Origin of the sequence: Bacillus sp. EB600, from assembly GCF_024494385.1 — a bacterium.
Classification (GTDB): Bacteria; Bacillota; Bacilli; order Bacillales; family Cytobacillaceae; genus JAEVLT01.
Genome location: NZ_JAEVLT010000010.1, coordinates 112,747 through 129,250 on the forward strand (window position 1 = coordinate 112,747; position 16,504 = coordinate 129,250).

Below are 16,504 nucleotides of genomic sequence, written 5' to 3' on the forward strand. Positions count from 1 at the left end.
ATTCACCTCTTATTTTAAAGCCATTCGATGTCGGTGATCGTTCTTTCTATTTCCGGAAACGAGTCGATTAACTTTAAAGCATGCTGGATTTCAATTTCAACGGAAACCCGGACAGAGGCAACGGACGCAATCGCAATTTTTGTCCTTTGCCATACATCCTGATAGTCAACCTCTGAAACAGACACATTATACTTTTGTTTTAGCCTGGTTAAAATCCGCTGTAGGACAGCTCGTTTTGCTTTCAATGAATGGGCGTCATAAATGATGCATTCACAAGTGGCTACGCCTACGATCATTTACGTTCTATTTCTTCCATTACATATGCCTCAATGACATCGCCTTCTTTTACATCATTGAAGTTTTTAATGGTGATTCCACACTCATAGCCTTGGGCTACTTCCTTTGCATCATCTTTAAAACGTTTTAAATCATCAATTTCCCCTTCGAAAATAACAACTCCATCACGAATTAAACGAATACCGCTATCGCGTGTAATTTTACCATCCGTTACATACGAACCGGCAATTGTTCCAACTTTTGATACTTTAAATGTTTGACGAACTTCTGCTTGACCAATAATTTTTTCTTCAAATTCAGGATCAAGCATCCCTTTCATTGCTGATTCAATTTCTTCAATTACCTTATAAATAATCCTGTGAAGACGAACATCGACTTTTTCAGCTTCAGCAGCACGTTTTGCATTTGCATCCGGACGTACGTTAAATCCGATCACAATTGCATTTGAAGCAGCTGCTAAGGTGATATCAGATTCATTAATAGCACCTGCGGCACTGTGAATGATCTTGATGTTAACCCCTTCAACTTCGATTTTTTGTAAGGATGCAGCAACAGCTTCTGCTGAACCTTGAACGTCCGCTTTAATAATAACATTAAGGTCCTTCATTTCCCCTTGCTTCATTTGTTCAAACAAGGTTTCCAGACTGACACGAGATTGTCCACCACGATGTGCAACAAGTGCTTGTTGTGCACGAGCTTCACCGACGTGACGTGCTGTTTTTTCATCATCAAACACAACGAAACGGTCTCCAGCTTGTGGTACATCATTTAATCCCGTTATTTCAACTGGAGTAGATGGGCCTGCATCTTTCACCCTGCGGCCTTTGTCATTTACCATAGCTCTGACACGGCCATGGGTGCCCCCAACAACAATTGGATCTCCAATGCGAAGTGTTCCATTTTGGATAAGCAGTGTAGCAACTGGTCCCCGACCTTTATCCAAACGGGCTTCAATTACCGTACCAAGAGCATTTCGATTTGGATTTGCTTTATATTCTTCCACTTCGCCGACAAGAAGAATCATTTCAAGCAGGTTGTCAATTCCTTCTCCAGTTTTTGCAGATAGTGGAACAAAAATGGTGTCCCCGCCCCACGCTTCTGAAACTAAGCCAAATTCAGTCAACTCTTGCATAACACGATCTACATTTGCAGCTTCTTTATCCATTTTATTAACGGCAACAATAATTGGAACTTCTGCTGCTTTTGCATGGTTGATTGCTTCTACGGTTTGTGGCATAACACCGTCATCTGCTGCTACAACAAGTATGGTAATGTCGGTGATTTTGGCTCCGCGAGCACGCATTGTTGTAAACGCAGCATGTCCGGGAGTATCAAGGAAAGTAATTTTCTTTCCATTTTCGACAACCTGGTAGGCACCGATATGCTGAGTGATTCCGCCCGCTTCGCCTTCAGTAACCTTTGTATTACGAATCGAGTCAAGTAAAGTAGTTTTACCATGGTCAACGTGGCCCATGATCGTTACAACAGATGGTCTTTCAACAAGATCTTCTGGTGCATCTTCAGAGAAATAAACCTCTAAATCTGTTGCATCAATTTTGATCTCTTCCTCAACCTCGACACCATACTCACCTGCAATTAATTCAATGGCATCTTTATCTAAATCTTGGTTAATGGTCGCCATTACACCCAATAAGAAAAGCTTCTTGATGATTTCAGAAGGTTCACGATGTAGCTTTTTCCCAAGCTCTGCTACCGTTAATGATTCACTAAACGTGATCTTAGCAGGAAGTTCTCTCTCTTTCCTCTTTTGAGGCTGTTGCTGTGCTTGCTGTGCGTGTGCCTGAGGCTTTTTGTGATTGTGGTTTCGATTTTGCTGCCCAGGCCTATTAGTAGCTTTTCCTTTATTGAACGCTTTATTTTCTTTTGATTGAAAATCTTGATCGTGTTTCTTGCCTTCCTTTGCTTTAGGAGGAGACACTACTTTCACCTTTGTTTGCACAGCTACTTTCTCATCATCGTCTTCATACGCCTTTGCTGAAGTTTTTGGCTGGACTTGTGGCTTTTGAGGTTGACTAGCCTGTTTTGGACTTCCATTTTGGCTCTGCTGCTGCCCAGGCTTCGCTTGTTGTTGCGCTTGTTTTGGAGCTTCTTTGGCTTCCTTCTTATTATAAATAGCGTCAAGCTTAGCTATATCTGCTGCTTCAATTGTGGCCATATGATTGGAAACCTCTATATTCATTTCCTTTAATTTTGTAATAACGTCCTTACTAGAAATATTGTATTTTTTGGCATATTCATATACACGCGTTTTACTCATTCTTTCACCCCCGCTAGATTTAATCGAGCAACGTTACCAGTTTCTTAGCAAACCCATTATCCAATACAGCTACCACAACGCGGGCCTCTTTCCCAATTGCTTTCCCAAGAAGATAGCGGTCTTCCACAACTTTATATGGAACTTGGTACGAATGACATTTATCCGTAATTTTTTTGGTTGTATTGGCAGATGCATCTGCCGATAATAAAATGAGTTTTGCTTTTCCGCTCCGGATCTCCTTCACGGCCAGCTCCTCACCTGATATAAGTTTCCGCGCTCGATTGGCCAAGCCAAGCAATGACATCCATTGATTTGATTTCATCTGGATTGTCAGCTCTCCTTCTCTATAAGCTCTAGGAGCTCATTATATATCTTGTCATCGATCGTAGCTTCTAAATGGTTAGCTAAGGTGTTTTTTTTCTTGGCTAAGAGAATTGCTTCTCTGTCTCTAGATAAGTACGCACCTCTGCCCGATTTCTTTCCTGTTAGATCAATCGATACGTCGCCTTCCTTAGTGCGAACGATGCGAACGAGTTCTTTTTTCGGCTTCATTTCACCGGTTGCCACACATTTGCGCATAGGAACTTTTTTAGGTTTGTTCACGATCATTCACCCCATTTATTAATCGATTTCTTCTTCTTCTAATTCATGATCAAACACAACATCATCTTCGAAAAGCTTGATCGTTTCCTCACGCGGATAAATACCAAGTTCACGCGCGTCCGTTTCTGACTTAATGTCGATCTTCCAGCCTGTTAATTTGGCAGCTAAACGAGCATTTTGGCCTCTTTTACCAATTGCTAATGACAGCTGGTAGTCCGGAACAATAACAGTTGTGGCCTTGTCATTTTCATTGACAATCACGTCTAAAACCTTTGAAGGGCTCAGAGAATTGGCGACAAAAACAACTGGGTCATCAGACCATTTAACAATATCAATTTTTTCTCCCTTTAATTCGTTCACAACTGCCTGTACCCTTGAACCTTTTGGACCTACACAGGCACCAACCGGATCAACCTCAAGCTTGTCGGAATGAACGGAAATCTTTGAACGGTCGCCTGCTTCACGGGCAACTGATTTTATTTCCACAGTGCCATCATAAATCTCAGGAACTTCAATTTCAAACAATCTCTTTAAAAGTCCAGGATGTGTTCTTGACACAAAAATTTGTGGACCCTTCGTTGTTTTTTCTACCTTTGTAATAAACACTTTAATTCGATCATGAGGTTTATAGCGCTCATTAGGCATTTGCTCATTTACCGGTAAAAGGGCTTCAATTTTCCCAAGGCTGACATAAATAAATTTGGAATCAAGCCTCTGAACAATACCTGTCATAATGTCTTCTTCACGGTCAATGAATTCAGAATAAATAATGCCTCGTTCTGCTTCTCTTACACGCTGGGTGACAACTTGTTTTGCTGTCTGCGCAGCAATCCGTCCGAAATTCTTTGGCGTTACTTCCAGCTCAACAACATCTTCTACCTGGTAATTTGGATTGATCTGCTTTGCATCTTCAATTGAAATCTCCAATCTTGGATCAAAAACTTGATCAACTACTTCTTTTCGAGCAAAAACCCGCATCGAACCTTTATCTAGATTCAAATCAATACGTACATTTTGGGCTTGATTAAAATTACGTCGATAGGCCGAGACAAGGGCTGCTTCCATTGCATCAACTAATACATCTCTGGAAATTCCTTTTTCTCTTTCTAGTACATTTAGAGCATCTAATAATTCGCTGCTCATCTGATCATATCCCCCTTAACTTTTAATATAAAAGCGGTGTGAGCAAAGCCGGGCCTTACTGCATACTAGCCGTAAAATGTTGATATCCCTCAATATTCAATATTGGATAAACCGATACTTTTGAGCACTCCGCCCCTTTTCCTTTATGAAAAACTTACTGCCAGCCGTGCGCTTGCCACTTTTTCATATGGTATTTCAACCATTTTCTTTCGTGTTTTTATTTTCGCTTCGATTGAAACCATGTTGCCATCAAAGCTTGTTAAAATTCCTTCGAAAGTTTTTTCGCCATCAATTGGCTCATATGTTTTGACAAAAACGTTTTTGCCAATAACTTTCTCAAAATCCTTTTCCTTTTTCAACGGTCTTTCGGCACCAGGAGAGGATACTTCAAGAAAATAATTATGGGGAATCGGATCAATTTCATCTAGTTTTTCGCTAAGCTTTTCACTTACAAGCCCACATTCTTCAATATCAACGCCATTGTCCTTGTCGATATAAACACGCAAAAACCAATTTTTTCCTTCTTTTACATATTCAACTTCAACCAGTTCTAACCCAAGCTCGCTGGTGATTGGCGCAGCTAGTTCTTCTACTATTTCTGTGACTTTGCTCATGCTTAACCCCCTTTTTCAAAATTTTTCACCCTTATTTTACGTATTAAACGGGAAGTTCTTTCAATTTACCATGCAGCTTTTTTAAGCAATCGGTTTTAATTTTCCGTTTTTTTCTATACACAAGACAAAAGAGCGGGTTGCCCCACTCTTGATCACACGAGAGTATATCTTAGTATTTCCAATAAAACTATACCATAACCAAATAATAGTTGCAAACCATAAAAGCGGAAACGCCCGTTTTGCGGGCTTAAGTCAGCCCCGTTTTAAAATAGTGACAATTGGTTTTGATCCGGCAAATCAGCAAGGCAGCCTTGGTTATCCAAGTATTCAATTATCGTTTTGGATACTTTTCCACGCTGCTGCAAATCTTCTTTTGATAAGAACTCACCTTTTTCCCTTGCTTTAACAATATTAAGGGCAACGTTTGTCCCAAGACCTGGAATGGCATTAAATGGAGGAATCAACGTATTTCCCTCAATTGTAAAATCAGTGGCAGCTGATTTATATAAATTGATTTTCTGGAAGGAGTAGCCTCTTTCCGTCATTTCAAGTGCAAGTTCTAAAACGGTTAATAAGCTCTTCTCTTTATTAGAAGCATCAAGGCCTTTCGCATTGATTTCGATAATCTTTGCACGGATCGCTTCAGAGCCATTTGCCATTGCTTCAACATCGAAATCCTCCGCACGAACTGTAAAGTAGGCGGTATAGTAAAGCAGCGGATGATGGACTTTAAAGTAGGCTATCCGAATCGCCATTAAAACATAAGCAGCGGCGTGGGCTTTTGGGAACATATACTTGATTTTTTTACAGGAATCAATGTACCATTCCGGTACTTCATTTTTCCGCATTTCCGCTTCCATTTCGTCTGTTAAACCTTTCCCTTTACGGACAGATTCCATAATTTTAAATGCAAACGACGGGTCAAGCCCTTGGTAAATAAGGTAAACCATAATATCGTCACGGCAGCCAATAACCTCGCTCAGAATACAAGTGCCATTTTGAATTAACTCCTGGGCATTGCCGAGCCAAACGTCTGTCCCGTGTGAAAGCCCTGAAATCTGAACTAATTCCGAAAATGTCGTTGGCTTGGTCTCTTCAAGCATCTGCCGAACAAATCTTGTACCAAATTCCGGAATCCCCAGTGTCCCGGTTTTACACATAATTTGTTCCGCTGTTACCCCAAGTGACTCAGGACCGCTGAAAATTTTCATGACATCCGGGTCATCTGTTGGAATTGTTTTTGGATCAATGCCGCTTAAATCCTGCAGCATTCTGATGACGGTTGGATCATCATGTCCCAGAATATCAAGCTTTAATACATTATCATGAATGGAGTGGAAGTCAAAGTGTGTTGTCCGCCATTCGCTTGTCCGATCATCTGCAGGAAATTGTATCGGTGAAAAATCATAAATATCCATATAATCAGGGATAACAATAATACCGCCTGGATGCTGTCCAGTCGTTCTTTTTACACCCGTGCAGCCAGAGGCAAGCCGGTCAATTTCGGCACCTCGGTAATGAAGATTGTTATCCTGCTGGTACGCTTTCACGTAACCAAAAGCCGTTTTGTCAGCAACCGTACCAATGGTTCCAGCGCGGAAAACATTATCTCCGCCAAACAATACTTTGGTATAATCATGGGCAGTCGGCTGATATTCACCTGAGAAGTTCAAGTCAATATCCGGAACTTTATCTCCTTTAAAACCAAGGAAGGTTTCAAAAGGGATATCATGGCCGTCTTTCCGGTATTTTGCCCCGCAGTTTGGACAATTTTTATCAGGTAAGTCAAAACCTGAGCCGACCGAACCATCGGCAATAAATTCGGACGTTTTACAGTTTGGACATACATAGTGCGGCGGCAATGCATTTACTTCAGTGATGTCTGACATGGTTGCCACGAGTGATGAACCAACCGAACCACGTGATCCAACCAGGTAGCCATCATCAAGAGATTTTTTTACAAGTTTATGGGCAATTAAGTAAATAACCGAAAACCCATGGCCGATGATACTGTTTAATTCCTTTTCAAGCCGTGCTTCAACAATTTCCGGCAAAGAATCACCATAAATTTTTCTGGCCCTCGTATAGCTTAGCTCACGCATTTCTTCTTCGGCGCCTTCAATTTTTGGAGTATACAATTCTTCCTTTACCGGTGAAATTGCATCAATCATATCGGCAATTTTATTGGTATTTGTCACAACAATTTCTTTTGCCTTCTCTGCACCTAAAAATGAAAACTCATCCAGCATTTCATTTGTAGTCCGGAAATGGACATCCGGCAGTTTGTGGCGGTTAAGCGGATTTGCACCGCCTTGTGAGTTAATTAAAATTTTTCGGTAAATCTTATCGTTTTCATTTAAATAATGAACATTTCCTGTTGCGACGACCGGAATGCCAAGTTTATCACCAAGTTTGACGATATTTCCGATTATTTCTTCTAACGCCTTCTCATCACGAACAAGTTCCATTTCGATCAATGGTGCATAAACAGGCTTTGGCATGACTTCAAGATAGTCATAAAAACCGGCAAAAGCTTCAACTTCTTCAGGTGACTTTTGCATCATCCCTTCAAACACTTCACCCTTGTCACAGGCTGAACCGACAAGGATCCCTTCTCGATACTTTTGAAGGACCGACCTTGGGATTCTTGGAACCCGGTAAAAATATTCAAGGTGAGCAATCGACACAAGCTTAAACATGTTCTTTAGGCCAACATCATTTTGCGCTAGCAGCGTACAATGATAAGGTCTTGCACGCTGAAATGCGTTTCCTTTTCCCATGTTTTCATTTAACTGATCATGGTATTCAATTCCTTTTTCAAGGGCATCCTTTAACATTTTCAACAGTAAATAACCAGTCGCCTCGGCATCATAGATCGCACGGTGATGCTGGGTTAAATCGATATCGAATTTCTTTGCTAATGTATTTAAACGGTGATTTTTCATTTCAGGGTAGAGAAATCGCCCAAGTTCCAATGTATCGATAACAGGATTCTTTTCCTTTTCAAAGCCGATCTTTTTTAAGCTTGCATTCAAGAAGCCTATATCAAACGAGGCATTGTGCGCGACTAGAGTATCATTTCCTATCCAATCAGAGAACCTTTTGATTACCTCTTCGATATCAGGCGCAGTTTGAACCATGTCATCGGTGATGCTTGTTAAATTGATAGTTGTTGCAGATAAGCGGTGGTGCGGGTTAACAAATGATTCAAAGCGGTCAATCACTTCGCCGCCGCGTATCTTTACCGCCCCGAGTTCAATAATCGTATTATAATAAGCTGAAAGCCCTGTTGTTTCAACGTCAAAAACAACAAACGTTTCTTCAGCTAAGAGGCGATGTGCCTCATTATAGGCAATCGGTACTCCATCGTCGACTAAATTTGCTTCAATTCCAAATAGAGTCTTGATACCATTCTTTTTACCAGCACTATATGCTTCTGGAAACGATTGAGCAACAGCATGGTCTGTCACCGCAATCGCTTTATGTCCCCACTTGGCTGCCTGGGCAACAAGGGCTGCTACCGGAGTAACAGCATCCATTTGACTCATAGGAGTATGAAGATGCAGTTCGACCCGTTTTTCATTTTCCGGTGCCGTATCCTTACGGCCAGGTGCCTTTATCTCGTTAATATCATTACCAATCATAATTAAATCTCGTACAAATGTATCATTTTGAATGCTGCCTCTAACCTTCACCCACATGCCTTTTTTTACACGCTGATAAAGAACAGCATCCTCTTTATCACGTGAAAACATTTTGACAAGGATAGAGCTTGTATAGTCGGTAACTTTAAAGGTTAACAACGTCCGCCCGCTTCGAAGCTCTCTCGTTTCAGCATCAAAAATGTACCCTTCAATTGCAATTCGTCTTTCTTCATCGACAATATCGATCAAGCTGCGGAATTCAGCATCTGCTTTAATCGTAAGTCCGATCGTAAGCGGACCTTCACTCTCACCCGCATTATGATCTTTATCCGCTTCCTTCTTCTGCAATTCGACCATAGCCTGCATGGCTCGTTCTTGGTCTTCTTTTTGCTTTGCGATGAGGAATTGATTGTACTCATTATTTTTTTCTTCTATATTAACAACTGTCTCGAATGTAACAAGTGGAAAACCAAAAGCTTGATAAATAGTTGCGACCATCCCTGCATATTTACGCTTGATTGTCAGTCCCTCTGTCTCATTTCGAACGGATATTGTTACTTTATTTCCCTGAATACTAGGAATCTGTTCGTTGAGCAGCTTGAGTAACGGCGGAGCAATCCCGTCCAACTGCTGAATGGAAGCATTCCAATAATCGGCAAATAGCTCGGGTGAAAAGCTTTGGTCAGAAACTTGAATATGATATGAAATTGCTGCAATATTTGAAAAAGCCCGTTCTAATAGTGAAGTAAAACGATTATATACTCGGAAGGGTAAAATCTTTTCAAATAAAAATTGAAAATGCCATTTTCGTGCTTTTTTTTCTACTACAAGTTTTTCAATTTGTGCATTTTGAAAATGAACGACTTCAGTATCATCCGTCATTTGGATTTGCTGGAGCAAGACATTAAATCGCTCTCTATTGCTTAAAGCATGTTCGCTCATCGCTCTCTCTCCCATCTCTCAAATCTTCTCTCTGTTTAATTGTTATCAAGAAGTAATTATATCATATGACAGGATTCATTCGGGGATTTTCGACAGTTCCATTTTAAGTAAATAAGGAGGATGACCCAGTATGGATCACCCTCCTATCGTGTTATTGTGCTGTTAATAACTCATTAATTTTTTCAAAAAGTTCTGCTTTAGGCACTTCAATCATTTCACCTGTTGTGCGAACCTTCACTTCGACAATACCTTCTGCAGCTTTTTTACCAACGGTAATCCTAATTGGCAAGCCAATAAGATCCGAATCCGCAAATTTCACACCTGGTCTTTCTTGGCGATCGTCAAATAAAACTTCATATTTCTTATTTAACTCTTTATAAAGAGTTTCAGCTAGTTCAGCTTGTGAATCGTCTTTCATGTTAATAGCAATTAAGTGCAATTGATATGGAGCGATGTTTGCCGGCCAAACAAGACCGTTTTCATCATTAAATTGTTCTGCTATCGCGGCAACCGTACGTGAAACCCCGATCCCATAACACCCCATTATAAATGGCTTTGCTTTCCCATTTTCATCAAGGTAGGTCGCATTCATCGCTTCACTGTAGCGTGTTCCCAGTTTAAAGACATGGCCGACTTCGATTCCTTTGGCAAACAAAATTTTTCCTTCTCCGTCTGGTGATGGATCGCCTTCTTGAATAAAGCGTAAATCAGCGTAGGAGTTAACCTCAAAATCACGATCAGGGTTAACATTTAAATAGTGATAGTGTTCTTCGTTTGCACCGCAGACACCATTGACAATTGCTTTAACTGCATGATCAGCAACTATTTCTACATTTTTTACACCAATTGGGCCAAGGGAACCAACTGTACAAGCCAATATTTCTTCCGTTTCTGCCGGTGAAGCTAATTCGACAACGCCAGCCCCTAACAAGTTTTTAAGTTTAATATCATTAACTTCATGGTCGCCTCGAACAAGTACAAGCACATACTTATCGTCTACTTTAAACAGCAGTGATTTGATTATTCTTTCAGCTTTAATTTGCAGGAAGTCAGAGACCTGATCGATCGTTTTTTGGTTTTCTGTTAAAACTTTCTCAATTTCTTTGGCAGTTTCGTCCATTCTTTGGTATTCAATATTGACTGGAGCCATTTCGATGTTTGCTGCATAATTGGATGTATCGGAATAGGCAATCGTATCTTCTCCGATCTCCGATAAGACCATAAACTCATGTGTATCCTTACCACCCATTGCACCGGAATCGGCAATAACAGCCCGGAAATTCAACCCGCAGCGTCTGAACACATTTGAATAGGCATCAAATAAGTCTTGATAGACTTCATCTAAGCTCTCCTGATTGGAGTGGAAGGAATAAGCATCCTTCATCACAAACTCACGGCCGCGCAGCAACCCAAAGCGAGGGCGCTTTTCATCTCGAAATTTCGTCTGAATTTGGTATAAAGTTAGCGGCAATCTTTTGTAGGACTTTACTTCATCACGGACAAGACTCGTGATGACTTCCTCATGTGTTGCACCAAGGGCAAACTCACGCTCATGTCGGTCCTTTAAACGCATTAACTCGGGTCCATATGTATACCAACGGCCAGATTCCTGCCATAACTCTGCAGCTTGAAGCGCTGGCATTAACAATTCTACTGCGCCGGCATTATCCATTTCTTCGCGGACAATGGCCTCAACCTTTTGAAGAACTCTTTTGCCAAGTGGCATATAACTGTATACCCCGCTTGCATTTTGCCGAATAAAACCTGCTTTAAGAAGAAGTTGATGGCTTTTTGTATCCGCATCTGCCGGAATTTGTCTAAGTGTTGGAATAAGCGTTTTTGTTTGTCTCATTTTTTCATTGCACCTCATTTACGTTTACTTCACTTATTATAATGGCAAACCCCCGTTTTACAACAGGGGTTTATTAAAACTGTTTAGCTCAAGCGGCTTGAGTACTTCCGCTTTTTTTATTATTTCAGAAAAAATCTCTGGATGTCATTCCATGTAACTACAAGCATTAATAGCATCAGAAGGGCGAAACCAATAAAATGCACCATACCTTCCTTTTGCTTATCAATCGGTTTTCCCCTTAATCCTTCGATTGCAAAAAACATCAGCCTGCCGCCATCCAATGCTGGAATTGGTAAGAGGTTCATGATGCCAAGGTTAATGCTCAGAACTCCGGCCCATTTCATTAAGTAGTATATTCCTGATTTCGCGACGGCATCAGTAGACGCATAAATTCCAACCGGACCTGAGAGCATATTGATGGAAAATTGACCTGTCACTAATTTTTCAAGTGAAACAAAAATTTGCTTTGTCCAAAAATAAGTCTCTTGAAAGCCTGACTTAACTGCCTGGACAGGTGACTTTTCAACCGGGCTATATACACCTATCAGCCCAATTTTTTCACCTTCAACTTTTTTTTCAATTGGTGTGACCACAATTTCCATATCCTTGCCAGCTCGATTGATTGTAAAATCAAGCTTTTTATTCGGATTTTTACGAATCAATTCAACAACATCTGCCCAACTGGAAATTTCCGATCCATTGATGCTTTGAACAATATCACCTTGTTGCAAACCAGCTGCTTTTGCGGCACCATCTGGGGTAATCTCCCCAAGCTTAGGATCGTTTGTTGGCACGCCCTGCAATAAGGCAATGATAATAAATACTACAAATGCTAAGACAAAGTTCATCAAGGGTCCAGCAAAAATCGTCATTGTCCTTTGCGCCAATGTCTTGTACCCAAATTGACGGTCAACTGGTGCGATTTGGGTTTCAGCACCATTTTCAACAATGACCGCTGTTGGGAGAACTGAAAAGGTCTCCATATTGTCTGGATCATCTTCGGGGAATCCTTTTATGAATAAATCCTTTTCAATATCTGCTTGTTCTACTTCGACAATTCGGCATTTAGGATACTTTTCCTTATTATTTAAGATAAGTTTCGTGACTTTGTTTTCTTTATCAAATAGCAGGCCAATTCGATATCCTGGCTTAATTTCAACCACTTCTGGATCTTCTCCAGCCATTCGGACATAGCCGCCAATCGGCAATAACCGAATATTATACGTCGTTTCACCTTTTTTATGGGAGAATACCTTTGGTCCAAATCCAATTGCAAATTCACGGCATAATATACCTGCTCTCTTTGCAAAAAAGAAATGGCCCCATTCATGAAAGAAAACGAGTGCGCCAAAGATTACAATAAAGGCAATAACTGTACTCAAATATATAACCACCTTTTTTTATAGAAGTGAATGTACATACTGTCTCGTTTCTTTGTCAACTTCCTGTATGAGAGCAAGGCTGGGATTTTCAATTGTCTGATGGCTGATGAGTGCCTTTTCAACAAGGTCTTCAATTTGCAGGAAGCGAATTCTACCTTCCAAAAAGGCCACTGACGCTACCTCGTTGGCAGCATTTAATACAGTTGGCATTGTCCCGCCTTTTTTACCTGCTTCATAAGCAAATTTCAGACAGCGAAACCGCTCAAAATCCATCTCTTTAAAGTGTAACATGCCAACTTCGGCTAGATTTAACCGTTTTGCCGATAAAAGCGGCAAGCGATCGGGATAAGTGAGTGCCAACTGGATTGGCACCCTCATGTCAGGTGAACCTAGTTGAGCAATGATGCTGCTATCATGAAATTCAACCATGGAATGAATAATACTTTCTTTATGAAGCAGTACATCTATTTTTTCATAAGGCATATTAAACAGCCAATGTGCCTCGATTACTTCCAATCCCTTATTCATCATCGTCGCTGAATCGATCGTAATTTTTGCTCCCATCGACCAATTAGGATGATTTAAGGCTTCTTGAACTGTCACATTTTCGAGCTGATCACGGGTACGGTCACGAAAACTCCCGCCTGAGGCAGTAATAATAAGCCGTTCAATATTTTTCATTTTCTCGCCTTGCAACGCTTGAAAAATCGCCGAATGCTCGCTATCGACCGGAAGAAGCGGAACATTATTTCTTTTGGCAGCTTCGATAACAAGATGTCCTGCTGTTACCAATGTTTCTTTGTTGGCAATCGCAATTGTTTTGCCGCATTCAATGGCTTGAAGCGTCGGATTTAGACCAACACTTCCAAGAACAGCATTTACGAGGACCTCTGCTTTTTCATAAACAGCTACCTCAATCAATCCATGATCGCCATAAGTAAAATGTGTACTAGGAAATTCAGTTTTTAGTGTTTCAAACATACTCTTTTCTTGAACAGATACAAGCTCCGGCCGAAAGTCTCCAATGATTTTTCGGGTTAATTTAATGTTTTTCCCTACTGACATCGCCACTAATCTAAACTCTGCGGGATGCTCTTTAATGATATCCAATGTCTGTGTGCCAATTGATCCTGTAGCACCCAATAAACTAATTAACTTCAATATTTGTCAACTCCAATAAGAAAAGCGTAAGCTCCTGGTCAGCGAAGTACACTAGTCGCTAGGCGCTGGCCGACTAAAAGCGTTGCCGTCCTAACGGCAACGTCGGCACTAGCACTTCCTGTGCGTCGAAGCTAGACATTAAGAAAAGTGCACTGTCGTGCTTCATTAAATAATATGAAAAAAATGCAACAAAGGCCAAACAAATAATAAACTATCAAAACGGTCAAGAATCCCGCCGTGGCCAGGCAAGAGCTTACCTGAATCCTTGACATTAAAATGACGTTTCAATGCCGATTCGACCAAGTCACCAAGTTGTCCAAAAGCAGAAAGGAATAGGGTAATTCCTAATAATGACCAAAGTGTTGCATCAATATCCGTTAAGAAAACAAACAGAGCCGCAATGATCATTGCACATACAATTCCACCAATTGAGCCTTCAACCGTTTTATTGGGACTAATTTCTGGCGAAAGCTTTGTTTTCCCCATCGCTTTTCCTATAAAATACGCACCCGAATCGGTTGCCCAGATCATAAATAAAGAATAAAAAATATACACAAGACCTGCTTGGCGGGTTTCCATAAAAAAGTAAAAGCCTATTCCAACATACACTGCAGCTAAAACGGAAAAGGCAACATCATCAAATGTAAAGCGGTTTTTTGTAATGACTGTATAAGTTAACAATAATAAAACCATTGCAATACCGAGTTCCATTTTCGAATAATTTAAATAGGCCAAGACATCCTGATATTGACTTGGGAAAAGAATCACCCAAAGCAATAAATACGAAAGCAATCCTGAAACTGAAAAGAGACTTAACTTACGCATTTTTAAAAGTTCATATAAGCCAATGCTTGCAAGTAAATACGTTAATAAAACGACTGGAAGGCCGCCATAAAAAACAATTGGCAAGAATAGCGCTGCTGCTACAACTGCTGTTACGATTCTTGTCTTCACTATTATTCAACACCTTTTTTAACGTCCTTTGCAAACATCCCTATTAAGGATACATGCAAAAGAACCCAATACTCAACACCTAATCATGTTTTTAAGTTCAGCTATTAACCCCTCCAAAACGTCGCTGCCGTTTTTGGAATGCTTCCACTGCTTCGAGGAAATGCTCTTCACTAAAATCAGGCCATAATACTTCAGTAAACCAAAATTCAGTATAAGCCAACTGCCATAGCATAAAGTTGCTTAACCTGATTTCTCCGCTTGTGCGGATTAAAAGGTCTGGATCAGCTAAATTTGAAGTCATTAAGTATGATGAAAATGTATTTTCGTCTAATACACTCTCATTCATTATACCACTTTTGCAATCTTTTAAGACGTGTTTCACTGCGTCAATAATCTCTGCTCTACTTCCATAATTAAGGGCAAAGTTTAAAATAAGGCCATCATTGTTTTTTGTATCATCAATTGCCTTTTCAATGGCATGAAGTGTATGTAAAGGAAGTTGGTCTTGATAGCCCATCATTTGCACTTGAACATTTTCCGAAATTAGCTCAGGAAGAAAGGTTCCTAAAAATTCTTCAGGTAACTTCATTAAATAATCAACTTCAATTTTCGGTCTTTTCCAATTTTCCGTTGAAAAAGCATACAATGTCAGAGCATTAATCCCTAACACATTTGCCAACTTCGTTATTTTGCGAACAACCTTCATTCCCTCATGATGGCCGGCAATTCGGGGTAAAGCTCTTTTTTTTGCCCATCTGCCATTTCCATCCATAATAATCGCTACATGCTCTGGAATAGTTACCTTTTTAACTTGTTCTATCCTGTCTCGGAGTGGGGAAGAGGTATTTTGTTTCTTCCAAAGCCTTATTTTATTTAACATGACAGCGCTCCTCCAATAATGTTCATTTCTTCCTCCGAAAAAAGAGTATTGCCCAATTATAGATGTAAATGTTTTTTTACATGAGACTATCATACCAAAAAAGAAAAAAGATATCTCTATTAAATATTTTATGTATAACAAAAGGATAAAAGAATTGGGTAAAAAGAGAAAAAACCCCCTAAGAAGAGGGTCTATGCTAGACTTCCATTATTTCTTTTTCTTTATCTTTTGTAATTTGATCAATTTTAGCAATATGTTCGTCTGTTACTTTTTGGATGTCATCAGAATAGCCTCTTAATTCGTCCTCCGTAATTTCACCGTTTTTCTCAAGCTTCTTTACTTCTTCATTTCCATCACGGCGAATGTTACGAATAGCGATCTTTGCTTCTTCTGATTCTTTCTTAATAACTTTAACAAGTTCTTTACGTCGTTCCTCTGTTAGCTGAGGAATGGAAAGTCGAATAATTGAACCGTCATTTGAAGGATTTAAGCCTAAATCAGATTTAAGAATTGCTTTTTCAATGTCACCAAGAATCGTTTTATCGTAAGGCTGAATTACTAGTAAACGAGCCTCAGGTGTACTAATTCCCGCTAGTTGATTAACTGGTGTAGGTGCACCATAGTAATCAACCATTATTCTGTCAAGTAATGAGGCACTTGCCCTGCCGGCACGGATGCTCGCAAGTTCACGAGTATACGCTTGGATCGCTTTTTTCATTTTTTCCTTTGTATTGGCAATCACTTGTTTTGGCAT

General features: G+C 40.2%; 13 protein-coding genes. All 13 read right to left on the bottom strand.

Features of this window, described 5'->3' with window-relative positions; translation table 11 throughout:
* Nucleotides 1-14: 14 nt before the first annotated feature.
* The 13 genes from JN080_RS13030 to frr all read right to left on the bottom strand — a co-directional run bounded on the left by JN080_RS13030 (nt 15) and on the right by frr (nt 16,504).
* Nucleotides 15-296, bottom strand: a complete 282-nt coding sequence (locus JN080_RS13030) for a DUF503 domain-containing protein (protein ID WP_256236441.1) — start codon at nt 294-296, stop codon at nt 15-17.
* Nucleotides 293-2,575 carry a translation initiation factor IF-2 gene (gene infB / locus JN080_RS13035; RefSeq protein ID WP_256236443.1) on the bottom strand — a complete coding sequence of 761 codons (2,283 nt, stop codon included), beginning with the start codon at nt 2,573-2,575 and terminating at the stop codon, nt 293-295. The genes JN080_RS13030 and infB overlap by 4 nt, the downstream gene beginning before the upstream one ends.
* 19 nt (nt 2,576-2,594) lie before the next feature.
* Complete coding sequence (locus JN080_RS13040; protein ID WP_256236444.1) at nt 2,595-2,897, bottom strand: YlxQ family RNA-binding protein; 303 nt, start codon at nt 2,895-2,897, stop codon at nt 2,595-2,597.
* A gap of 8 nt (nt 2,898-2,905) precedes the next feature.
* The gene (rnpM, locus tag JN080_RS13045) at nt 2,906-3,178 is read right to left on the bottom strand and encodes an RNase P modulator RnpM (RefSeq protein ID WP_256236445.1); all 273 of its coding nucleotides are present in this window, start codon (nt 3,176-3,178) and stop codon (nt 2,906-2,908) included.
* 18 nt (nt 3,179-3,196) lie between these two features.
* Entirely contained in the window at nt 3,197-4,321 is a 1,125-nt protein-coding gene (gene nusA, locus JN080_RS13050; protein ID WP_256236446.1) for a transcription termination factor NusA, read from the bottom strand.
* 143 nt (nt 4,322-4,464) lie between these two features.
* A complete protein-coding gene (gene rimP / locus JN080_RS13055) occupies nt 4,465-4,935 on the bottom strand; it encodes a ribosome maturation factor RimP (RefSeq protein ID WP_256236447.1) in 471 nt (156 codons plus the stop codon).
* A gap of 263 nt (nt 4,936-5,198) precedes the next feature.
* On the bottom strand, nt 5,199-9,521 hold the full coding sequence (locus JN080_RS13060; RefSeq protein ID WP_256236448.1) for a PolC-type DNA polymerase III: 4,323 nt from the start codon (nt 9,519-9,521) through the stop codon (nt 5,199-5,201).
* A 151-nt stretch (nt 9,522-9,672) separates the two neighbouring features.
* Complete coding sequence (locus tag JN080_RS13065) at nt 9,673-11,373, bottom strand: proline--tRNA ligase (protein ID WP_256236449.1); 1,701 nt, start codon at nt 11,371-11,373, stop codon at nt 9,673-9,675.
* A 119-nt stretch (nt 11,374-11,492) separates the two neighbouring features.
* Nucleotides 11,493-12,755, bottom strand: a complete 1,263-nt coding sequence (rseP, locus tag JN080_RS13070; RefSeq protein WP_256236450.1) for an RIP metalloprotease RseP — start codon at nt 12,753-12,755, stop codon at nt 11,493-11,495.
* An 18-nt stretch (nt 12,756-12,773) separates the two neighbouring features.
* Complete coding sequence (gene dxr / locus JN080_RS13075; RefSeq protein ID WP_256236451.1) at nt 12,774-13,916, bottom strand: 1-deoxy-D-xylulose-5-phosphate reductoisomerase; 1,143 nt, start codon at nt 13,914-13,916, stop codon at nt 12,774-12,776.
* Between the two features lie 165 nt (nt 13,917-14,081).
* Entirely contained in the window at nt 14,082-14,870 is a 789-nt protein-coding gene (locus tag JN080_RS13080) for a phosphatidate cytidylyltransferase (protein ID WP_256236452.1), read from the bottom strand.
* A 97-nt stretch (nt 14,871-14,967) separates the two neighbouring features.
* Complete coding sequence (locus tag JN080_RS13085; RefSeq protein WP_256236453.1) at nt 14,968-15,750, bottom strand: undecaprenyl pyrophosphate synthase; 783 nt, start codon at nt 15,748-15,750, stop codon at nt 14,968-14,970.
* 196 nt (nt 15,751-15,946) lie between these two features.
* Nucleotides 15,947-16,504 (bottom strand): ribosome recycling factor, encoded by a 558-nt coding sequence (gene frr / locus JN080_RS13090; RefSeq protein WP_256236454.1) that lies wholly within the window; start codon nt 16,502-16,504, stop codon nt 15,947-15,949.